This is a genomic window from Clostridium saccharobutylicum DSM 13864, assembly GCF_000473995.1.
In the GTDB taxonomy this organism is placed as follows: domain Bacteria; phylum Bacillota; class Clostridia; order Clostridiales; family Clostridiaceae; genus Clostridium; species Clostridium saccharobutylicum.
The window spans coordinates 5,006,301-5,028,116 of record NC_022571.1; the positions used below are offsets into that span (position 1 = coordinate 5,006,301).

Below are 21,816 nucleotides of genomic sequence, written 5' to 3' on the forward strand. Positions count from 1 at the left end.
AATAGCAATGGAGGATGAGAATGAGTAAAATTTTATTTACTAAAGAAGACATTATAAATTTAGAAAAAAATATAAATATTCTTAGAGTTAGTGAACGATCAATAACATATACAGATGAATTCAAAAGACTCTTTATTGAAGAATATATGTCTGGTAAACTACCAAGAGAAATATTTGCTGAAAATGGCTTTGATATTAATGTAATAGGTTTAAAAAGAATTGAACAATCAGCTTATAAATGGAAGTTTTTGTATGATAAAGATGGAATTCTAGGACTGGATGATAGCCGAAAATGCGCTAGCGGGCGTCCAATGTCGTCAACTTAGTAAAATAGTAATGAAAAAATTACTACAAATTTCGAATAGCGTATGCTATATTTCTTAAAAAATGGTATAATTAATAAACCTACTGGCAAAAGTAGAATTTTGGAAATATTTAGTTTTTACAAACTTATATGCAAGATTTCCTTTGAGAATGATGCTTTTTCCTTGGGTGCTTGTTTTTTCGCTCACAATTACGGTTTGGACGTATTTGTGAGCGTATTTTTTTAGCTTTTTCTAATATATGTTCTAATATTCTTTTTCCTGAAATAGGCTTTACCATCATAACTATTATCTTCTTCAAAACGTCACATAATATAAAATTTCTATTTGCTTGATATTCTGATTTTAAATTTTTATCTTTATTTTTATTTGCTATTGCAGCGTCGGCATCTTTCTTTATAAGTGCTGCAACCATAGATATATAAATAGATGCATAAAAATCTTGTTCAATTGCAATTGGCTTAGTTCCAGAAAATTCTTCTATTTCAATACTACTTTTAAGTTCTTTATATTTGCATTCAACTCCCCATCTAAGAAAATACAATTCTTTAAATTGATTAGGAGTAATAATTTCATCAAATATATTAGTTACTAATATTTCTGTGGTGTCAGCAGAAAGTTTTATTTTTATAACTCTTACTTTTTTCAATTCTCCTTTTGATTTATATTCAAAAATACAATCTTCAGAAGAAATAGATTGTATTATCTTAAATGAAGATGATATTCTCATTAAGAAAAATAAATTTCTATCGTTTAAATAATCAAACATATCATAAGAAGGATAGCCCCTATCAAAAATTACAATGCTATTATTGAGTAATTTTTCATTATTAAGTGTATTTATATGTTGTTTGGCCATTTCTCTTTCGCTAGTTCTAAATTTAGTTACAGACGCATCAATTATTATATCATTTAATACATCATATAAGGCTGACGCCGACGCAATAGCAGTTTGTACTTTATTTTGATTTTTACTTAATCCAAAATATTCACCACATTCAATTGTATCAGGAACTTGCAAAGAGGTTCCATCGACAGCAAGAACATTAAATCCATTCCACTTTTTTAAATTGTTTGTTGAGCTATAAAAAGAATCAACAAATAATCTGCATAATTCTTTAAATGCTTCAGGGGAAATATTTTGTCTTGCTCTAGAAAATGCTTGTTTTGATATACAAGGAAAATCTAAATATGTATGCTCTTCAATGAAATTACTTATTTCTGTAGCCATAGATTTTCGTAATGCGGAGCAAATAAAATGTACTGCATTAGAAAAAGATAATTTTCTTTTTCTTGAAAATGAATTACCTAAGCTATACGCTTCTTTAAACTCATTGGAAATAATTAATTTATTTGTTTTCTTTAAAATTTGGGATAATAATTTAATATTTTTCATAAAATCAAACCTCGCTATAAATTTAATATCTATAACGAGGCTTCATTTTTTCTAATTATTGTCAAGTGTTTTTTTTATTAATTTTATATATTTCTTTAAGTTGACGACATTGAACGGGCGTCCACGTTCAAGAGAATTAAGCAAAGAAGAAATAATTGAAAGACAAGAAGCTAAAATAAGGTTACTTGAATCACAGGTAGAACTATTAAAAAAATTAGATGTGACAGAAAGGTTGTTGATAAACAAAAGTAAAAATCTAAAAACTACTGATATATTTAAATTAATAAACGACACAATAAAGGAACATGAGTTCAAAAATTTAACAAGATATTTTTGTGAGTTATTAGATGTTTCACGATCCGGATACTACAATTATATTAATTCAAAAGAAAATAGAATAGCTCGTGAAAATAAGGATTTAGAAGCTAAAAATATGATTTTAAAAGCATTTAATCGGCGTGGATACAAGAAAGGTTCTCGTTCAATAAAAATGATTCTAGAGAATGAATTTAATATCGTTTATAGCCTTAAGAAAATACAAAGAATAATGAGGAAGTATAATATTGTTTGTCCACATAGAAAGGCAAACCCATATAAACAGATGGCTAAAGCTACTAAAGAGCATAGGACTGTTCCAAATATTTTGGAAAGAAACTTTAAACAAGATATGCCTGGAAAAATATTATTAACGGATATTACATACTTACCATATAACGGAAGTGATATGGCTTATTTATCGACCATTCTAGATGCATCAACTGGTGAAATACTAGCTCATCACATGTCTAAGAGAATTACTATTGATATAGCAACTGAAACAATTTCTAAATTAACAAAGCAACGAAGGGTCAAATTACATCAAGATGCTTCCATCCATTCCGATCAGGGATGCCATGTGCGACAAGAAGTCGCGTAATACATTGTCGTAAGACTGCCCCATCCATTCGGCGTAACCCTATCGTGACTAGCGTAAATGGTAACGTTTGGGTTAGAAAGCTCACGAGACAATGTGGAAGTTCGAGTAGCCTAAACTGGGACAACTGCTAGAGTAAGAATGCTATGGAGAATGTAAAATGAATCATTGTAGGAATCGTTACGCTGGAGAAAGCGAAATAGACTGAAGCGCTTTGACCAAAATGGTACGGAGTCGAGCAAAGGCCAACTGTTAAACCAATGCGAATGGATAAAGAACTCCCGGTTTAAAGATGACTCCTAAGGCATTTATAATTATGTATTACGTGGAACTTGGTAAACCCTATATGTTCCTCTATTGAGAGGTATCTAACCGTAAGGAGCGAAACAACATAGAGGGCAGAAGAAAAGGATAAAAAGCGAAGGCTGATTTTGTAATGAAAGCAGATAAGGGTTCAAACTTTGCCCTAACCTGAAAGGGTGCAGACTTATCCTATGGTATTTCTTAGCAGGAAAGGATTATATATTTATGAATTTTAGTAATTCAACGACGGATAAAACCGAGAGACTAAAAGACACAAAATCACTTGCCTTTCAATGGAAAACGATTGACTGGAAGCAAGTTGAATACGATGTTAATAGACTACAAACCCGAATCGCTAAGGCAACAGTAAAAGGAGACAACAATAAAGCCAAAAGATTACAATACTTATTAACCCACTCTTTTTCAGCTAAGGCTTATGCTGTGAGAAAAGTAACAACAAATAAAGGAAAGAATACGTCAGGAGTAGATAAAAAACTATGGTCTACCTCTGCTTCTAAGATGAAAGCTGTGCTTTCACTCACTGACAAAAACTATAAAGCAAAACCTTTAAGACGAGTATACATTGAAAAGAAAGATAAAAATCAGAAACGTCCATTAGGTATACCAACGATGTATGATAGAGCAATGCAAACCTTACATGCGTTAGCGCTTGAGCCAATCGCAGAAACAAAAGGTGATTCTATCTCCTTTGGATTCCGCCGAGGACGAAGTGCAAAAGATGCCTGTGAGCAGATATTTTGTGTATTAGCCAGAAAGTGCTCCCCAACATGGATACTTGAAGGTGATATCAAAGGTTGCTTTGATAACATTAACCATGAATGGTTACAAAGCAATATACCAATGGATAAAAGAATTATGAAACAGTTTCTAAAATCAGGATATGTATACAAAGAAAAGCTATTTCCAACAGAAATAGGCTCGCCACAAGGCGGAGCAATCTCAAGTATATACGCAAATATGACATTAGATGGACTCGAAAAAGTGATTCAAGATAAATACTATAGAAATTCAAAAGGTAAAATAGAAAATCACTACAGATCCAAAACTAAAGTGAACTTGATTCGGTATGCTGATGACTTTGTTATTACTGCAAACTCAAAAGAAGTTGCTGAAGAACTTAAAACTACTGTTAGTGAATTCCTCCAATCAATAGGACTCACACTATCAGAAGAAAAGACTGTAATTACGCATATCGATAAAGGGTTTGACTTTCTTGGCTGGACATTTAAGAAATACAATGGGAAATTAATAGTGAAACCATCTAAAAGTTCTATTAAAAACATAATTAGGAGATGCTCCACAATAATTCTTAAAGAGGGGAAAGCTAGCACTCAATCTGACTTAATAAGAAGGCTTAATCAAATCATAAGAGGTTGGACAAATTACCACAAACACGTGGTTGCTAGCAAAGCCTTTTCAAATATTAACAACATCCTTTATCACTTATTACAGCAATGGACAAAACATAGACACCCCAACAAGAACAAATGGTGGAGATTAAATAAATACTGGCATGAAAAAGGTTGGAAAAGATGGCTTTTTAAGACGGATGAGTACAGTCTAATTAATTTGAGACGGGTTAAAATCGTCAGACACCCAAAATTGCAGATTACAAAAACACCTTTCTTAAACAAGGACTATTTTGATATAAGTATAATATATTACAACAATTATAGATATAAATGGAGTTTAAAAAAGATGACTCCTATTCAATACAGAAATCATCTTTTATGTGCTTAACACTCTTTTTTATATTGTCATTGACATAGGTCTCAGATTAATACAAGGTCTCTTTTTTTCTTCGCTGCACATATTAACACGCTTTATGACTACTTCTGCATTCAGCTGAAACTGTAGCTAAAGACCCACAATGATATTTTTGAGTGATTTTGTCATTTGCCCATGCTGAAAGAGCTGTTACAGCAGTAGCTGCACTAACACATGCTGGTGTTGATCCACCTGCTTGTCCATTTAAATCTTGTTCTTTGATTTCATTTGAAATATCTCCTGCTGGATTGTTTACCTTTGAGTTAATTTTATTTTTTAATACTGGATCCTTTAATAAATTTGATTTTGTCATAATTTCATTCTCCTTTTATTTCATATTCTTGCATTTAATTATTATTAACAAGCTTTATGGCTACTTCTGCATTCAGCTGAAACTGTAGCTAAAGACCCACAATGATATTTTTGAGTGATTTTGTCATTTGCCCATGCTGAAAGAGCTGTTACAGCAGTAGCTGCACTAACACATGCTGGTGTTGATCCACCTGCTTGTCCATTTAAATCTTGTTCTTTGATTTCATTTGAAATATCTCCTGCTGGATTGTTTACCTTTGAGTTAATTTTATTTTTTAATACTGGATCCTTTAATAAATTTGATTTTGTCATAATTTCATTCTCCTTTTATTTCATATTCTTGCATTTAATTATTACTAACAAGCTTTATGGCTACTTCTGCATTCAGCTGAAACTGTAGCTAAAGATCCACAATGATATTTTTGAGTGATTTTGTCATTTGCCCATGCTGAAAGAGCTGTTACAGCAGTAGCTGCACTAACACATGCTGGTGTTGATCCACCTGCTTGTCCATTTAAATCTTGTTCTTTGATTTCATTTGAAATATCTCCTGCTGGATTGTTTACCTTTGAGTTAATTTTATTTTTTAATACTGGATCCTTTAATAAATTTGATTTTGTCATAATTTCATTCTCCTTTTATTTCATATTCTTGCATTTAATTATTATTAACAAGCTTTGTATTTTCTTGCTTACAAGTATTATTTTACATTCTGTAAAGATATAATATTAGAATTAATAATAAATCAACAAATTCACACTATATTTGATTTTATTCTTATTTTTTCATAGCATTTAGTACTAAAATTTTATCGCTTGTACTTTTTTATATTTATTCTTAGTCTATATAAAAAGGTTTCAAATAATATTAGTCAAAATTTAAGTTTATTATATCCATGTTTTTATTAATGTATTAAAATTCCAAATAAAATAAAGAGTTGCAATAATAAAATACTATTACAACTCTCATATTAAATTTCTTCTTTTTTTAATTATCATCAAAAAATGCCATATACTTGATTAAAGCATATGGCATTTTACTCTATTTTTATATCGATATCTATTTTTTTTTTTTATTTTTATCTACTGTAGCCGAAAAAGCTACTGTAGCACAAACAATAGCAGCAATGAGTAAATAAGTTGATGACATAAAAAACACATCCTTTCTCTGTTAAATGCTTTATAGGTTTACTCCTCTGTTTACAGAAAGATACTTTAATAAAACTTATAGAATCTCTCATTTCAACATTATTTTCTAACTATAAAACGCTTGTATATTTCTATTTATATTTATAATTTTACATTTTCAAAATTAATATTAGAAAATTTAATAATAAACAAATAAATAAATATTCTATATGCTTACATTTCTTATCTATCTTATCACTTATTACTAAAATTCAATCATTTAAGTTATTTTATATTCATACATCTATATCTTTTAGTTATTTTTTATTGTAAGTTGCCTCTTTAAATTATCGATCTCATTCAGTAACTTCTACATCTTCAACTCCTTCTTTTGAAGTTCTAAATTACTCTTATCCAATTAAGCTTTTGCATTGTAATAAAACCAAATAGATTGGAGCGTTAGCTCGAACAAATATATTGTCAATTGTCCATGCATTTCCTTGCTACCGCAGGCTATGCAATCAAAAAGAAGTGCAAGCTATACAAACTATTCAATTTTGTGTTCACTTATTTTAATGAATACAAAAAAATTTGCATGGCTTGTACTTCTTGTCCTTTGACTTTAATACGTAACATACTACAAATCACATTAAATTCCTTTAATGTTGTTTATATATTCTTATATATTATAGGTAAAAAATTAGGAGGAATGAATATGTTATACAAATTTGGCTCAAATAATTCAAAAATGCTAAGCTATGATCCACAAGGAATTGATTATGTGTCTGGAGAAAATACAGTAACTGCAGTAAAAGAATTTCAGGAAGCTAACAATTTAACTGTTGATGGTATTGTTGACGTTGAAGCAAGACAAGCTTTATTTGAAAATGATTCTAAAAATCAAACTATAGGTTATGGCCATGTTATAACTTCAGGTGAAAATTTTGATTCTCTTGTTTCATTTGCATATAACTATGGAGCAAATTCTCTTAAATATTCTCCCCTTTTAAAAGATGCTAAAGCTGGATCCACTGATGAAAAAATCAAGAAAGATTTCCTAATGTGGTGTAATTATAATTGAAAAAGAGCTTTAGGATTATACCGCAGGCGCTATGTATGATTTAGTTAGTTGCATAATTTAATTATACAATCAATGTGAGTTCTTCGGAATTCACATTTTTTTATATCTAAAAAATGAGCCGTTACAAAACTAAACTCTGTTAGTTTTGCAACAGCCCCTACTTATTTATAACTTGGTACTCCCAGCGGGAATCGAACCCACATCTATCCCTTAGGAGGGGATTGTTCTATCCATTAAACTATGAAAGCATAATTAAAATATTTGTTTTATTCTTACTAATAAATTTTATTATAATTATTTGATATTGTCAAATTTTCCTTGTCCTATATAATTCAAATTGCAAAAAAAGAAAATGCTTTTGCATAGTATTTCCTTGGAAAACAAAGCAAAAGCATTTTTCTTGTTTTTTCTAAGTTAATGCCTAGCTGTAAGCTAAGCATAGATATCTTTAAATTGTTTCAACCTTGAATTTTCTATTTATTCTAACTCTAAATATATCAACTATCTTAGTTATTAATGGACCTGATAACACAATTACAACTAATGATATTATCCAATCTCTTAAATGTATTGTACTTAAGCTAAATATAATTCTTCCTATTGGTGTTAGGAATGCAATTACTATTATCCCAAACATAGATAAACACATTATTGTTTTAAATTTTGTTAATGGTCTTGCTACTCTAAATAAAACAACCATGCTTATACCAGCAAACATCAATAATGCTAATGTTCTACTATATTCCATTGGTTCTCCCATGTGAAGTGCTGCTACAAAAGTTATTATTGTAAACAAAGCTAACAATAATCCGTTTGGAATACTAACTGCAACTACTCTTGGCAAAAATCCTTTTTTAACTCCGCCTGTGCTAGGTAACAATGCTAAAAAGAATGAAGGTATTCCTATTGCACAACTTCCTACTAAAGATAGTTGTATTGGCAATATAGGAAATTGTAAAAACAATATTGAACATATAAATGCTAAAGCTATTGAATATACAGTTTTTGATAAAAACAATTCTGAAACTCTTTCCAAGTTATTAATTTGTTTTCTTCCCTCTTCAACAACTTTAGGTAGTGCAGTAAAATCTGATTTCATCAATACTAATTGAGCTACTGCTTTAGTAGCATCTGAACCATTAGCCATCGCTATTCCACAATCTGAAGCCTTTAATGCAAGTACATCATTTACTCCATCACCGGTCATCGCAACTGTATGACCTTTTTCTTGGAGTGCCATAACTATTCTTTTCTTTTGATGCGGAGTTACTCTTCCAAATACGGTTGTGGTAGACACTAATTTTTTAAATTCTTCTTCATCTTCTGGCAAATTTCTGGCATCAATATAATTTTCTGAATTTTTAACTCCAGCTCTTCTAGCAACCTCTGCTACTGTAATTGGACTATCTCCTGATATTATTTTTACATTAACACCTTGTTTATCAAAATACTTTAATACGTCTGGCGCTGCTTCTCTTATAATATCTTCTATTAATATTAAAGCAACACTTTCTATGTTTCCAGTTAAAGTACTACTTAATTTATTATTTTTAACATTAGCTAATAATAAAACTCTTTTTCCTTTTTTCGCTTCTTCCTCAACTAAATTAGCTATAAAATGATATTCTTTATTTAATATAATCTCTGGTGCTCCAAGAATCCATGTTCCAAGCTCTTGAAATGAAGCTCCACACCATTTTCTTTTAGATGAGAATACAATTTTATCTAAACATTTATCATTGTCTTTATAATCCTTATATTTAGCTAATATAGCTTTCTGAGTTTGGTTATTACTAGGTAAGTTATGAACTAATGATGATAATACTTGATCTATTTCATTAGAATCTCTATTTCCTATATTTTTAACTTCTGATAATCTTAATTCACCTTGTGTTAAAGTTCCAGTCTTATCCAAGCAAAGAACATCTACTCTCGCTAAAACCTCAGTTGCTGATAGTTCTTGAACTAATGTATCATATTTTGATAATTTTATAATGGAAACTATAAATGTAGCACTTGTTAAAAGTACTAAACCTTCTGGAATCATACCAATAATTCCTGATACAGTTCCTATAGCAGCATCCTGCCAGCTTGAACCTGGAATTCTTAGTTGTGTTAATGTTAATAAAGCAGTAAGTGGTAACACAATCCAAATTATAACTTTAAAAATTTTATTTATTGCTGCTTGTAACTCTGAATTTATTATCTTAAATTGCTTAGCTTCTTCTGCTAATGTAGAAGAATATGTTTCTTTTCCAACCTTTGTTACAACACCATATCCTTCACCTGCTACAACAAAACTTCCTGATAATAATTGTTCTTTAGGATACTTAACAATAGCATCAGATTCACCTGTTAACATAGATTCATCTACTTCTAATCCATTTCCTTGTAAAAACTTTGCATCAGCTAGAACTTGCAATCCAGTCTCCAAATAAAGTACATCATCTAGAACAATTTCTTCTACCTGTATTTGCTGAATGACACCATTTCTAACAACTTTTGCATGCGCCATACTTATAACAGATAGCTTTTCTAATATATCTTTGGCCCTTATTTCCTGGGCAACTCCAATTAAAGTATTAACTATTATAACTCCAACAAAGATAGCATTTTTAGGCGAACCTGCTAAAATTATTATTATTGCAAGTGCAAAGTTTATTGCATTAAAGCTGGTAAATAGATTTGCCCTTATTATCTGCCATAGTGTTCTTGATGGTGCCTTAGGAATGTAGTTTACCTTTCCCTCTTTAACTCGTTGATTCACTTCATCAGTAGTTAATCCTCTAATAAGCTCATTATTATTTTCTTTATTTACTACATTATTTAAATTCATCAATTATCCACCTGTCTTTTCAATCAATGTAATATTTTTTCCTTTCTTATATTGTATATTTAACTTATTGTAATACAACTATTTTCTAACTTAATAACTATATTATACTGTTTCTAACACATTTTTTCCTTATATATTTTCTTAATTTAAAGTTAATTTTAGAACAAAAAATTATATATTTCTTTAAATTTTAACTAAGGTAAAGTAAGGATTGATACATATTCGAGAACAATCTGTTCATTGTTTTAAGCTAAAAAAGCACCAAAAATCCTACATCCATTAAATGCTAATAGACAAAAAACTAGGATAATTAAGTGCATATACAGAATATCAATAATTTAATGAATTTACAAGATATAATTATTGTAAATGTTTAAACCAAAAAGGGAATTAAACATAAATTGCAGAATTAGGCACATGAAAGGAAATAATGTACATGAAAATAAATCCAATAAATTATAAAATTATTTCACTTAAACCATAATTGCTTTATTAAAATAAGGTACATATATTTATAAAAAAATTTCATTTATTAATAAAATTAAATATTATTATACTATTTATCTTTATTAATCTAATAAATAACAGCATCATTACCAGTAATACTATTATTCTCCAAAGATAAATTTTATGTTAAATTTATTAACATTAGTATAATTTTTGCTATATATAACTTTATTAATCTTTTAAAACATTAATTTTTATAATATACTGATTTATGTCAGGAATTAAATATTAAGGATGTGTATATTAATATGTTAAGAACTATATTTTTTTATCCATGTATTGTGATAAGCCTTATTATGGTTTCTATTTTTAAAGTTAAAATAAAATTTATAACTGATAAGCAAGAAAGAACAAACTATATACATAAAGTAACTTCTGTTTGGGCTAGATTTGTATTAAAAATAGCTGGTGCAAAAGTCAATATTGTGGGATTAGAGAATATACCTAAAAATCAAACTGTATTATTTGTTTCAAATCACCAAAGTAATTTTGATATTCCATTATTAATGGGTGCTATTGATATTCCTAAGGGATTTATTGCCAAAAAGGAACTTGAAAAATGGCCTATCATTAGTACGTGGATGAAATATTTAAATTGTATATTTATGGACAGAGATAATTTAAGAAAATCTGCCCAATCAATAGTTGAAGGCATTAACTTATTAAAAGGTGGATATTCAATGGTCATATTTCCTGAAGGAACTAGAAGTAAAGGAAAACCAGTTGAAGAATTCAAAGCAGGAAGCTTTAAACTTGCCACAAAGTCAAAATGTCCAATTATCCCACTAACTATAAACGGTACATATAAACTATTAGAGGGAAATAATAATAGAGTTAAGGGCGCAAGTATTGAGCTCGTAATTCATCCTCCAATATATGTTTCTTCATTAAACAAAGATGAATTAGAAGTATTACCTGAAACTGTTTATTCAATTGTAAACAGCAGCTATAAAAATAATTAGAAATATGTACAAAAAGAACTGTCTTTAAAATTACTTAAGGCAGTTCTTTTTATATTGAAAGGTGATCTATTAACATTATAAAGTAATCTCTATTTTGTAAACTCCATTTAAATTTGGGTTGAATCACCTAGTTACTAAATGAGTTAATTAATTTATAATAATTATAGTGCACTAATTTTTTCAGATATTAAAATTCTTTGACATAGCTCCCCATTTTCTGTTATAATCATTTTATTTGGCTTATAGAAAAAATTTAAGAAAAATAAAATTTTTAAATATATACTATTTAAGTAACAATTAATTTTAAAATAAAGAAACGAGGATATTTAATGAGTGATAATCAATTTTCTACTTTAGGTCTTAAAGAGAGTGTTGTGAAAGCAATATCAGACCTAGGTTTTACTAAACCATCTCAAATTCAAGAACAAAGTATTCCTGTAACATTAAGTGGTGCAGATCTTATAGGTCAAGCGCAAACTGGTACAGGTAAAACAGCTGCTTACAGCTTACCAATAATCACTAAGATGAGTGATAAAAAGGGTATTAAAGCTCTTATATTAGCTCCAACTAGAGAGCTTGCCGTTCAAGTTAATGACGAAATCCAAAGACTTTCTAAATATGAAAATTTAGAAGTATTATCTGTTTACGGTGGAGATTCAATTGACAGACAAATCAAAGCACTTAGAAGAGGTGTAGATATTGTTGTTGGTACTCCAGGAAGAATGTTAGACCTTATTAAGAGAAAGTGTCTTCATTTAGATTCTGTAGAGTTTCTAGTATTAGATGAAGCTGACGAAATGCTTAACATGGGATTTATTGACGATATAGAATCAATCCTAAGCCATACACCAGCTGAAAGACAAACTTTATTATTCTCAGCAACAATGCCAGATCCAATAGCTAAGCTTGCTAAGAGATATATGAAACCAGACGCTAAACTTGTTAGCATTAAAAGAAGTTCATTAACAGTATCTAAGATTGAACAAAGTTATTTCATGATCAACAACAAGCATAGATTAGAAGCACTTTGCAGATTATTAGACTTAGATAACCCAAATTCTGCTATAATTTTCTGTAAAACAAAAAGAGGTGTTGATGAATTAGTTCAAGAGTTGCAATCTAAGGGATATATGGTTGAAGGAATGCACGGTGATATGACACAAGCTCATAGATTAACTACTTTGAACAAATTTAAAGAAGGTACTCTTAGTTTATTAATAGCTACAGATGTTGCAGCTAGAGGAATAGATGTTGATGGAGTTACTCACGTATTCAACTATGATTTACCACAAGATGTTGAATCATATGTACATAGAATCGGTAGAACTGGTAGAGCTAATAGAGAAGGTACTGCTTATTCATTAGTAACACCAAAAGATTTTGCAATGCTTAAGCAAATTCAAAATGTTACTAAAAGTTCAATAACACAAAAACCAGTTCCAACTGCGGAAGAAATCAAAAACAAGAAATTTAAAGATATGGTTTCAGAAGTTGAAGAAGCTATTAAGGCTGGAGAACTTACTAAGTTTATTCCAAGTGCAATGGAATTAGCTGAAAATCATGATCCAATCTCAATCATTGCTGGTTTAATGAAGATTAAATTTGATAATGAAAGTGTATTCGATTATAGCGCTAACAAATTAGATGCACCAAAAAAAGAAGATGTTCGTTTATTCTTCTCTGTTGGAAAAAGAGATGGATTAACACCAAAAGTATTAATTAATTATATTAAAGACAGAACTAGAGTTAATGCTTCAACTATAGGCCAAATAGATCTTATGGAAAACTTCTCATTTGTAAGTGTCGATGAAAGCATATCTAAAAAGATTTTAGATAAATGCCCAGGTGGAAAAATCAACAAAAAGAAAGTTAATGTTGAAGTTGCAAATAAACGTAAGAGATAATATGTTTGTTAAAAACTAAATGTAATAGAGCCGATGTTAAAGTAAACTAGACTCCTATGCATATGCGCTAAAGGAAGTTGGTTAATTCAATATATTGAATTCCTACTTCAATTAAGGCTCTTACTTAAGGGAAGATTTATTTTAGGTAAATCCTAAAGCTTAATCCTCCCTTTTTTAATTTAATTATTTTATTTTTCATAATTTGTTTTTTTAATGTGTCTTACATAGTCCTTATCTTTTAAAAGTTTTCATAAAATTGCCCACATTAATTTAAAAATTATCCACATATAATATCTACTTATCTACATCACGTCTTAAAACCTTTGTCTCTACCTCATAATTATCCACATCAATTATATTGGATGAACTATTAATTACATATTTCTTTGGCATTCTTATACTAAGTATTCCATTATCTATGTTCTTCATAACCCGATTTATATCTATATCTTCAATACCTTTAAACTCTTTATTATATTTCCTCTTAACAAACGTATTACTAGAAAAAATCGTAATACCAGTTCTCTCTGTCTCAACTCTATTCAACTTTATATTAATCTGTCCAAATTCATATCTTATACTTAATTCCCTTAAATCTATTCCTCTTAAATTTATCCTCAACAAATACATATCATCATATTGATCTAGTTTGATAAACTCATCTGTTTTATCCTTATAACTATCTTCATCTATATTAGAAAGAATTTCTTCACATTGTTCTATGATTTGATTTATATTGACATTATATAAAAATGATTTAAACATTCCACCTATTTCATTTAAATCACTTGAATTAAAAATACTTCCAAAACCAAAAGGAAAAATCTTAAACATATTGACCTCCTACATACCATACCTGCTAATATTTATATAATATTTAATACCAGTTCAAATTGTTAATAATATAATTAAATTTCAGATTTTTATTTCTCTAGTAATCTATAATTTGGTCAAACACAATTTTACAATTATGTTAACTGTATCAATACACTATTGAATTTTCCAGTGTAAACACTTACAATTGTATTGTAAACACTTACAACCTTGAATATATATTGGAGGAATCTATTATGAAGCGTATTGATAAAATTTATGATTATATTCTCACAAATTCTAAAGCTTTTGATAAAGACAAGCTTCTCAACACCAAAGGCTTTAGTGCTCAGGAAATAGGAGCTGCCTTAAATATATTAAGAAATAATGTATCAAAAGAACTTAATACTCTTTGCAGAAATAAGAAAATACTGAAGATTAAAAACAGACCTGTTTTGTATTTTGATAGAGACTGCTTTAAAAATATACTCTCTGTAAAATTATCTGATAACCTAGAAGAAATAGAAGACATTGAATCTTTAACAAAATTAACTACTGATGATCAATCACCTTTTAATTATCTTATTGGTGCTAACACAAGCTTAAAAAATCAAATTGAACAAGCCAAAGCTGCTTTAATGTATCCACCCAATGGTTTACATACATTAATACTGGGTAGTACAGGTGTTGGTAAGAGTTTGTTTGCTAACATAATGTATCAGTATTCTAAATATATAAAAAAACTACCTGAAGATGCTCCTTTTGTAGTTTTTAATTGTGCCGATTATGCTAACAATCCTCAACTTCTTTTATCTTATATTTTTGGACATATTAGAGGTGCTTTTACAGGAGCTGAAAAAGAAAAAGAAGGTATTATCGAAAAAGCTAATGGAGGTATTCTCTTCTTAGATGAAATACATCGATTACCCCCTGAAGGACAAGAAATGGTCTTCTATTTTATGGATACCGGTACATTTAATAAGTTAGGTGAAACAGATAGAACTCGCAAGGCTAATGTTCTATTAATAGGTGCCACTACCGAAGATCCTAATTCTACATTACTTAATACATTTATCAGAAGAATTCCTATAACTATAGCTATTCCTAATTTTGATGAAAGATCTTTAGACGATAAAATTCAATTGATACACTTCTTAATTTCAAAAGAAGCTCAAAGAGTTAATAAAGCAATTAAAATTTCATCTGATGCCATCAAAGCATTAATAGGAAGTACTTCATATGGTAATGTTGGACAGCTTAAATCTAATATTCAATTAGCTTGTGCTAAGGGGTTCTTAAATTCAATTAATACAAATGAATGTATTGATATAAACCTAAGCCTTCTTCCCCCTAATATTAAAAATGGGATAGTTGCATTTGCTAACAAATCAAAGGATGATAATGGTAATCTATGGAATATGATTCCTACTACAATTACTATTCAACCTGATGATGATAAAACATTCTTAGAAACTGACGCTTATGAACCGCCTTTCAATATTTATAACATAATAGAAGATAAAACTTCTGCTCTCCAGGAAGAAGGAATGAGTGAGAATGATATAAAAAACTTCATAACTACTGATATTAACCTTCATTTAAGGCAATTTTATGCCAGATTCAAAAATGATATACATCGTAGAGAAGGCTTATTAAAAATTGTTGATAGTGATATTGTTGACTTTGCTGAGGAAATAAAAATTTTAGCTGAAACTAAATTAAATAAGAAATTAAATGAAAGATTTATATATGCTACAAGTCTCCATTTTAGTGCATTATTTAATCGCATTAAGAAAAAAACTGTTTCTTATTCTTCTCGTATAGATTTATCAATCTCTGTAAACAGTGAAGAATATCAAGTTGCAAAAGAAATTCATTCATTAATAGAACAACGTTATAAATTAATAATTCCACCTGTAGAAATTGAATATCTTGCATTACTTTTAAGCTCAATTCAAGAATCATCACATCAGGAAAGAGTTGGAATTGTAGTAGCTGCACATGGTTCAAGCACTGCAACAAGTATGGTTTCTGTAGCTAAAAAGCTTTTTGACGCTGATAATATAATAGCTGTAGATATGCCTCTTGAAAGAACTCCTTCTGATATTTTAGAAGAAGTAGTTGAAAAAGTTAAATTGGTTAATGAAGGAAAAGGGGTACTTCTGCTAGTAGACATGGGATCATTAAATGGCTTTGGAGATGTTATTACAGAAAGAACTAATATCCTAACCAAAAGTGTTGATATGGTATCAACTCCATTAGTATTAGAAGCTGTTAGAAAATGTTCTCTTTGTGATACAGATTTAAATTCAGTATATTCATATTTAATTACAGATTTTAGAGGATACACTAATAAACTCACAGGTAGCGATGTATCGATTGATGATGGTGTTATAGTTACAATTTGCTCTACAGGCAAAGGTGCTGCAATTAAACTTAAAGAATTAGTTGAAGATGTTATTCGAAATATTACGGATCGTAACATTAATATTATTCCAATTGGAATAAAGGATTTAACAAAATCAATAAACCATATATCTCAAAGTAATAAAATTGTCTCCCTTGTTGGAATAACAAATCCTAATATGGGAATTCCATTTATATCTATAGAAGAGTTAATAGATGGATCTGGTGAAAAAATCTTAAAGAATATTATAGATGGCAAAAGTGTTCCAGAAAGCAATAAAGGTGAAAATCAAATTGTATTAAAAAATCTTTGTAAACAAAGTTTAAAGGAAATTTTAACTTTCCTTAACCCTGAAAAAATCTGCTCATTGTTAGATAACTTTGTATCTTGTATTGAAAGTTCTTTAGATACAACTTACGGAAACCCTAATAAATTAAGAATAATGTTGCATACTGCTTGTGCATTAGAAAGAACGGTTATACATGATAACTTAATATATAAAGATGATACTAATTCTTTGGATAAAAAAAATCTATCTGCATTAAATAAAGCTAATTTGATATTCAAAAATTCTTTATCTATAACATTACCTGATGATGAATTATATTACATGGTTGATTTACTTAACGAATATTAAAGTTTTTCTTTAATCTTATATCCGTATCAATTAGAAATAAAATTCATGAAAATCATATCATCCAAGTAATAAAACGTATCAAAATATATTTTTAGTGTATTAACTTAAAAATATTTAATTTTATTTCACTAGTAAAACACGGCTATAGCAATAATTTTTAATTTTAATACACTAAGTTGGCACACCATTTGCTATGTATATAAATAAAATATAACATATGTTATTTGAAAGGGTGATTGGGCAATGATCGCAATAATTATAGGAACTCATGGAATTTTTTCAGAAGAATTATTAAAATCATCAGAAATGATTTTTGGATGTCAAGAAAATATAGGAACTATTACTTTTAAGCCAGGAGAAGGTATAGAAAACTTAGTTGAAAAATATCAAAATCTTATAAATAATTTGGACTGCAAAGACGGAGTTTTATTTATGGTAGACCTTTTTGGAGGAAGCCCATTTAATGCAGCAAGTATGATTGCAATGCAAAATGAGAATATGGAAATTGTAACAGGTGTTAACCTTCCAATGTTATTAGAAGTCTTTGGAAGCAGAGAATTCTCAAGCATTGATGAATTAATCGGAATTGCAGAAAATGCAGGTAAAGATGCAATAAAGAGATTAATGAAAAATGTTGAAGCTGATTTAGATGAGGACGATTTATAATGAAAATTGCATTAGCAAGAATTGATGACAGATTAATACATGGACAAGTAACTACAATTTGGTCAAAAGAAACAAAATGCCAAAGAATCATTATTTGTAATGATAACGTAGCAAAAGATGAAATTAGAAAGACTTTATTAACCCAAGTTGCACCTTTATGTATACAAACTCACGTAGTTAGTGTAGATAAAGCAATTAGAGTTATTAATAATCCTAAATATGAAAAGGATGTTGTATTACTACTTTTCACTAATCCAACTGACGTACTTAGATTAGTTGACGCTGGCATTAATATTAAGAGTGTTAATATTGGTGGAATGTGTTTCAAAGAAGGTAGAACACAATTAACTCATGCTGTTTCAGTTAATGCTGAAGATGTAAAAGCATTCAAATCACTAAATGATAAAAACATTGAATTAGAAATACGAAAAATTGCTTCTGATTCAAAATCTTATATTATCCCATTAATTGAAAAGATGTAATTTATATAAATATGAAGCATATCTTTATTTTTATCGATATTATTAGATAGGATTAATGTTAATTATAAATAAGCTGATTAAATTAAACTATCCCAAAAAGAGGTTCTTTACAATTACTGTAAAGAATCTTTTTACTATTATCCACTTCTTCTTTACTATAAAGTTTCTCATTGAAATTCAAGCTTATTAAATTTAAAGATCACTGATATTTCTGAAATTGTAACGATTTTAACTTGCTTAATGAACATGTAGGAATGGTTTATGCTATTAAAAATATACACTTCTTTTCTCTAATAACTGGAATAAGAGCACATTTATTTCTGTTATGCACCACCGTAATTCTAAATGCACATTTGTTTATCTCTAGTAATACCTCTATTTAATTTATATATATCTATAATTTCTAATGTTGCTTTTTAAAGCTTCTCAATTTCTGTTCAAAATAATTCACTTGATCTTTTGTTTCTTGGATTTCACCTTTACTCAAACGTCCCCTACCAAGTCTATCACAAAGCGCAACTAATACAATTTCATCTATATCAACTTCTTTTAACATGCTCTCCATGTTCTGAAACTTCATATCTTTAGTTACAAATAGACTTTGCATATGCCACCTTACAAGTGCGCTTACTTCATCAATAAAGGACTGTTCCTCATTAAAATGCTCTAAAAATTCTCTTGCCATACGCTCTCCTACAACATCGTGATTATAAGAAGTCATTCTTCCTTTTCTCATCTTAGTTGTAGGCTTCTTTCCTATATCATGTAACAAAAGTGCCCACATAAAAGCTCGTTTATGTTTACTCCTATTTCTGTTCTTTGCCCCCTCATCAACAACCATCATAGTGTGAATAAATACATTTCCTTCTGGATGAAATTTAGGATTTTGAGGTACGTCATTCAATTCTTCAATCATTGAAAATGGATAAGTGTGTAAAGTTCCTTTATCTAATTCTCTGTAAAAAAAATCAGATGGTTTCTCATCATTTAATATATGTTGTTCTATATTTAAAAAAATGTCTTTATCGTCCATAATATTCTCCTAACAATATTTAATAAAAATTATACGTCCATCATATTATCTAAAATAATAGCTTAAGGAATTCTCTCTACTTTATGCCAAAAAATATAACAAGCTTTACTCATAGTATTTTACTACTCACACTTATTGTTGTTTATGCTCTAATAACATAAGTTATCAGTAAAATATAACTCAAAATAATTAATTATTCCTATCTACTATTTTTTAATATGTCTTACACTGTTAGTATATCAATTATTTACCCTAATATTCCTCATAAATTTAGAGTAACATTATAGAACTAAATAAAAATGTACAAGAAAATAGAGAATAATCTATTAATAAATCACACTACTAAAAATTATTTTAGTAATCTCAATAACAGATTATTCTCTATATTTAATCTCAATATTATTCTTTTTTAATATTAGTCTTTATAAGAATATATAACTTATAATGCTTTATTTCCTCTTTCACCAGTTCTAATTCTTACACATTCAACAATATCAGTAACAAATATCTTACCATCGCCGACTTCTCCAGTTCTAGCAATTGATGTAATTAACTCGATGACATCTTCTACTTTTTCATCTGCAACAACTATTTTAACTTCTATTTTAGGTAATACATTAGTTATTACTTCTGTACCTCTATGATATTCAGTCCATCCACGTTGTTGACCGCATCCCATAACTTGACTAATGGTTACTCCATTAATATCGTTATCCTTTAATGCCTCTTTGATATCCTCAAGTTTTGAAGGTCTTATAATTGCTTCTATTCTCTTCATAATATATTTCCTCCTAATCATCTATCTTAATATACACTATAGATTTATATCTTATTTTAATATTTTTTCTAATTAAAATCCATATTATAAATTATTTTAGATGAAATTATTTATAATAAACTTATACGTTAAATATTATCAATTATCTTATTTTGTGTTAGTCTAATCCAGTAAATGCTGGATAAGCTGTTTCACCGTGTTCAACTACATCAAGACCATCAGCTTCTTCTAAGCTTCCAACTCTGATATCCATAAATAATTTCATAACCTTAAGAATTATAAATGTCATAACTCCTGCAAATATTATTGTTATTGCAATCGCTTCTATTTGAGCAATTAAAAGTTTAACATCTCCAAAGAAAAGACCATTCCATTGGGCTACGGAGTTAATTGATGTCTGTCCAAATAATCCTGTGGCAATGCCTCCCCAAACTCCACCAATTCCATGACATCCAAAAGCGTCAAGTGCATCATCATAACCAAATTTAGATTTTACTGTACCCATAAAGAAGAAACAAATTGGAGATACTAATGCACCTATTATAATTGAACTCCAAAGTGGAACAAATCCTGCTGCTGGTGTAATTGCAACTAATCCTACAACTACGCCTGTTGCTGCTCCAAGTACTGTTGGCTTACCATGTTTTACTTTTTCAATTAACATCCATGAAAGCATTGCTGCAGCTGCTGCAGTATTTGTTGTCATAAATGCATGTACTGCAAGTGGACCAGCTCCTAATGCACTACCTGCGTTAAATCCAAACCATCCAAACCAAAGTAATGCTGCTCCAAGAACTACAAATGGAATATTGTGTGGCTTATAAGACATCATGCCATATCCACGTCTCTTACCTAATACAATACAAGCTACAAGCCCAGATACTCCTGAACTTATATGAACTACATTTCCACCTGCAAAGTCAACAGCTCCTAATGAACTAATTAATCCACCTGCACCCCATACCATATGAGCCATTGGATAATACACTAAAAGTGACCATAAAGCAATAAATATAAATAATGCTGAAAATCTCATTCTTCCTGTTAAAGATCCAGTTATAAGTGCTGGAGTAATTACTGCAAACATCATTTGAAATGCTGCGAAAAGTTCTTGAGGTATAGTAGGTGCATATGCCGAAGGATCCGCTCCTACGCCATTAAATCCAAAGAAATTAAGTCCACCTATTATTCCATGAAAATCATTTCCAAAAGATAATGAATATCCTACTAAAACCCACATCACAGATGCTAGCCCACAAATAAAGAATGATGACATTAATGTGTTTAAAACATTTTTTCTACGAACCATTCCACCATAAAAAAACGCAAGTCCTGGTGTCATTAATAATACAAGTGCTGAACAAATCAATATAAAACTGCTATCGCCTAAATTAATTTCCATAAAAAAGTCCCCCTTAAAATCAAAATAGAATAAATCATGTTAATTATTTTTCCCTAATAATTTTTTCAATAAACATTAATTTTGAAAGTAAGTGCACATTACCTAAAAATAATCTTTTGTTTAAACTCATCACAATATTGTAATTT

The 21,816-nt window shown here is 29.2% G+C and carries 18 protein-coding genes and 1 tRNA gene; 9 read left to right on the top strand and 10 right to left on the bottom strand.

Annotated elements, in window-relative coordinates; translation table 11 throughout:
- Positions 1-20: 20 nt before the first annotated feature.
- On the top strand, positions 21-326 hold the full coding sequence (locus CLSA_RS21405) for an HTH domain-containing protein (RefSeq protein WP_022750730.1): 306 nt from the start codon (positions 21-23) through the stop codon (positions 324-326).
- Between the two features lie 124 nt (positions 327-450).
- Here the strand turns inward: CLSA_RS21405 and CLSA_RS21410 are convergent, their stop codons facing one another.
- A complete protein-coding gene (locus CLSA_RS21410) occupies positions 451-1,719 on the bottom strand; it encodes an IS4 family transposase (protein WP_022750731.1) in 1,269 nt (422 codons plus the stop codon).
- A 100-nt stretch (positions 1,720-1,819) separates the two neighbouring features.
- On the opposite strand from CLSA_RS21410, the gene CLSA_RS21415 reads away from it, so the two are divergent.
- Together CLSA_RS21415 and ltrA are read left to right on the top strand one after the other, a co-directional pair.
- Positions 1,820-2,635, top strand: coding sequence for an IS3 family transposase (locus tag CLSA_RS21415; RefSeq protein ID WP_158380597.1), 816 nt, complete (start codon positions 1,820-1,822; stop codon positions 2,633-2,635).
- A gap of 525 nt (positions 2,636-3,160) precedes the next feature.
- The gene (gene ltrA / locus CLSA_RS21420; RefSeq protein ID WP_022750733.1) at positions 3,161-4,696 is read left to right on the top strand and encodes a group II intron reverse transcriptase/maturase; all 1,536 of its coding nucleotides are present in this window, start codon (positions 3,161-3,163) and stop codon (positions 4,694-4,696) included.
- 73 nt (positions 4,697-4,769) lie between these two features.
- Here the strand turns inward: ltrA and CLSA_RS21425 are convergent, their stop codons facing one another.
- Genes CLSA_RS21425 through CLSA_RS21435 form a run of 3 tightly spaced genes read right to left on the bottom strand, consistent with a single transcriptional unit; the run spans position 4,770 to position 5,658 of the window.
- Positions 4,770-5,036, bottom strand: a complete 267-nt coding sequence (locus CLSA_RS21425) for a plantaricin C family lantibiotic (RefSeq protein WP_022750734.1) — start codon at positions 5,034-5,036, stop codon at positions 4,770-4,772.
- Positions 5,037-5,080: 44 nt separating this feature from the next.
- A complete protein-coding gene (locus CLSA_RS21430) occupies positions 5,081-5,347 on the bottom strand; it encodes a plantaricin C family lantibiotic (protein ID WP_022750734.1) in 267 nt (88 codons plus the stop codon).
- A gap of 44 nt (positions 5,348-5,391) precedes the next feature.
- Positions 5,392-5,658: a plantaricin C family lantibiotic gene (locus CLSA_RS21435; RefSeq protein WP_022750734.1), complete on the bottom strand. Its 267-nt coding sequence runs from the start codon at positions 5,656-5,658 to the stop codon at positions 5,392-5,394.
- Positions 5,659-6,877: 1,219 nt separating this feature from the next.
- Between CLSA_RS21435 and CLSA_RS23675 the strand changes: the two genes are divergently transcribed.
- Complete coding sequence (locus CLSA_RS23675) at positions 6,878-7,243, top strand: peptidoglycan-binding protein (protein WP_022750735.1); 366 nt, start codon at positions 6,878-6,880, stop codon at positions 7,241-7,243.
- Positions 7,244-7,416: 173 nt separating this feature from the next.
- Here the strand turns inward: CLSA_RS23675 and CLSA_RS21445 are convergent.
- Together CLSA_RS21445 and CLSA_RS21450 are read right to left on the bottom strand one after the other, a co-directional pair.
- Positions 7,417-7,491 (bottom strand) — tRNA-Arg (locus CLSA_RS21445).
- 200 nt (positions 7,492-7,691) lie between these two features.
- Positions 7,692-10,079, bottom strand: coding sequence for a cation-translocating P-type ATPase (locus tag CLSA_RS21450; RefSeq protein WP_022750736.1), 2,388 nt, complete (start codon positions 10,077-10,079; stop codon positions 7,692-7,694).
- A gap of 755 nt (positions 10,080-10,834) precedes the next feature.
- Between CLSA_RS21450 and CLSA_RS21455 the strand changes: the two genes are divergently transcribed.
- Positions 10,835-11,548, top strand: a complete 714-nt coding sequence (locus CLSA_RS21455; RefSeq protein ID WP_041716412.1) for a lysophospholipid acyltransferase family protein — start codon at positions 10,835-10,837, stop codon at positions 11,546-11,548.
- 329 nt (positions 11,549-11,877) lie between these two features.
- The gene (locus CLSA_RS21460) at positions 11,878-13,452 is read left to right on the top strand and encodes a DEAD/DEAH box helicase (protein ID WP_022750738.1); all 1,575 of its coding nucleotides are present in this window, start codon (positions 11,878-11,880) and stop codon (positions 13,450-13,452) included.
- Between the two features lie 294 nt (positions 13,453-13,746).
- Here the strand turns inward: CLSA_RS21460 and CLSA_RS21465 are convergent, their stop codons facing one another.
- The gene (locus CLSA_RS21465) at positions 13,747-14,286 is read right to left on the bottom strand and encodes an Hsp20/alpha crystallin family protein (RefSeq protein ID WP_022750739.1); all 540 of its coding nucleotides are present in this window, start codon (positions 14,284-14,286) and stop codon (positions 13,747-13,749) included.
- Positions 14,287-14,522: 236 nt separating this feature from the next.
- Between CLSA_RS21465 and CLSA_RS21470 the strand changes: the two genes are divergently transcribed.
- The 3 genes from CLSA_RS21470 (at position 14,523) to CLSA_RS21480 (ending at position 18,457) form a co-directional block, all read left to right on the top strand.
- Positions 14,523-17,309: a sigma-54-dependent transcriptional regulator gene (locus CLSA_RS21470; RefSeq protein WP_022750740.1), complete on the top strand. Its 2,787-nt coding sequence runs from the start codon at positions 14,523-14,525 to the stop codon at positions 17,307-17,309.
- 243 nt (positions 17,310-17,552) lie between these two features.
- Complete coding sequence (locus CLSA_RS21475) at positions 17,553-17,975, top strand: mannose/fructose/sorbose PTS transporter subunit IIA (protein ID WP_022750741.1); 423 nt, start codon at positions 17,553-17,555, stop codon at positions 17,973-17,975.
- Positions 17,975-18,457 (top strand): mannose/fructose/sorbose PTS transporter subunit IIB, encoded by a 483-nt coding sequence (locus tag CLSA_RS21480; protein ID WP_022750742.1) that lies wholly within the window; start codon positions 17,975-17,977, stop codon positions 18,455-18,457. The genes CLSA_RS21475 and CLSA_RS21480 overlap by 1 nt, the downstream gene beginning before the upstream one ends.
- Positions 18,458-18,860: 403 nt before the next feature.
- On the opposite strand, the gene CLSA_RS21485 is transcribed toward CLSA_RS21480, so the two are convergent.
- The 3 genes from CLSA_RS21485 to CLSA_RS21495 all read right to left on the bottom strand — a co-directional run bounded on the left by CLSA_RS21485 (position 18,861) and on the right by CLSA_RS21495 (position 21,670).
- Complete coding sequence (locus CLSA_RS21485) at positions 18,861-19,490, bottom strand: HDIG domain-containing metalloprotein (protein ID WP_022750743.1); 630 nt, start codon at positions 19,488-19,490, stop codon at positions 18,861-18,863.
- A gap of 439 nt (positions 19,491-19,929) precedes the next feature.
- Entirely contained in the window at positions 19,930-20,268 is a 339-nt protein-coding gene (locus CLSA_RS21490; RefSeq protein ID WP_022750744.1) for a P-II family nitrogen regulator, read from the bottom strand.
- 157 nt (positions 20,269-20,425) lie between these two features.
- Positions 20,426-21,670 (bottom strand): ammonium transporter, encoded by a 1,245-nt coding sequence (locus CLSA_RS21495; RefSeq protein ID WP_022750745.1) that lies wholly within the window; start codon positions 21,668-21,670, stop codon positions 20,426-20,428.
- Between the last annotated feature and the right edge of the window lie 146 nt (positions 21,671-21,816).

Excerpts from the sequence above, each read along its gene's own strand:
- CLSA_RS21430 (WP_022750734.1), bottom strand. The coding sequence starts at position 5,347 with ATGACAAAATCAAATTTATTAAAGGATCCAGTATTAAAAAATAAAATT.
- CLSA_RS21425 (WP_022750734.1), bottom strand. The coding sequence starts at position 5,036 with ATGACAAAATCAAATTTATTAAAGGATCCAGTATTAAAAAATAAAATT.
- CLSA_RS21490 (WP_022750744.1), bottom strand. The coding sequence starts at position 20,268 with ATGAAGAGAATAGAAGCAATTATAAGACCTTCAAAACTTGAGGATATC.
- ltrA (WP_022750733.1), top strand. The coding sequence starts at position 3,161 with ATGAATTTTAGTAATTCAACGACGGATAAAACCGAGAGACTAAAAGAC.
- CLSA_RS21475 (WP_022750741.1), top strand. The coding sequence starts at position 17,553 with ATGATCGCAATAATTATAGGAACTCATGGAATTTTTTCAGAAGAATTA.
- CLSA_RS21435 (WP_022750734.1), bottom strand. The coding sequence starts at position 5,658 with ATGACAAAATCAAATTTATTAAAGGATCCAGTATTAAAAAATAAAATT.
- CLSA_RS21460 (WP_022750738.1), top strand. The coding sequence starts at position 11,878 with ATGAGTGATAATCAATTTTCTACTTTAGGTCTTAAAGAGAGTGTTGTG.
- CLSA_RS21495 (WP_022750745.1), bottom strand. The coding sequence starts at position 21,670 with ATGGAAATTAATTTAGGCGATAGCAGTTTTATATTGATTTGTTCAGCA.
- CLSA_RS21465 (WP_022750739.1), bottom strand. The coding sequence starts at position 14,286 with ATGTTTAAGATTTTTCCTTTTGGTTTTGGAAGTATTTTTAATTCAAGT.
- CLSA_RS21470 (WP_022750740.1), top strand. The coding sequence starts at position 14,523 with ATGAAGCGTATTGATAAAATTTATGATTATATTCTCACAAATTCTAAA.
- CLSA_RS21405 (WP_022750730.1), top strand. The coding sequence starts at position 21 with ATGAGTAAAATTTTATTTACTAAAGAAGACATTATAAATTTAGAAAAA.
- CLSA_RS21455 (WP_041716412.1), top strand. The coding sequence starts at position 10,835 with ATGTTAAGAACTATATTTTTTTATCCATGTATTGTGATAAGCCTTATT.
- CLSA_RS23675 (WP_022750735.1), top strand. The coding sequence starts at position 6,878 with ATGTTATACAAATTTGGCTCAAATAATTCAAAAATGCTAAGCTATGAT.
- CLSA_RS21485 (WP_022750743.1), bottom strand. The coding sequence starts at position 19,490 with ATGGACGATAAAGACATTTTTTTAAATATAGAACAACATATATTAAAT.
- CLSA_RS21480 (WP_022750742.1), top strand. The coding sequence starts at position 17,975 with ATGAAAATTGCATTAGCAAGAATTGATGACAGATTAATACATGGACAA.
- CLSA_RS21410 (WP_022750731.1), bottom strand. The coding sequence starts at position 1,719 with ATGAAAAATATTAAATTATTATCCCAAATTTTAAAGAAAACAAATAAA.
- CLSA_RS21450 (WP_022750736.1), bottom strand. The coding sequence starts at position 10,079 with ATGAATTTAAATAATGTAGTAAATAAAGAAAATAATAATGAGCTTATT.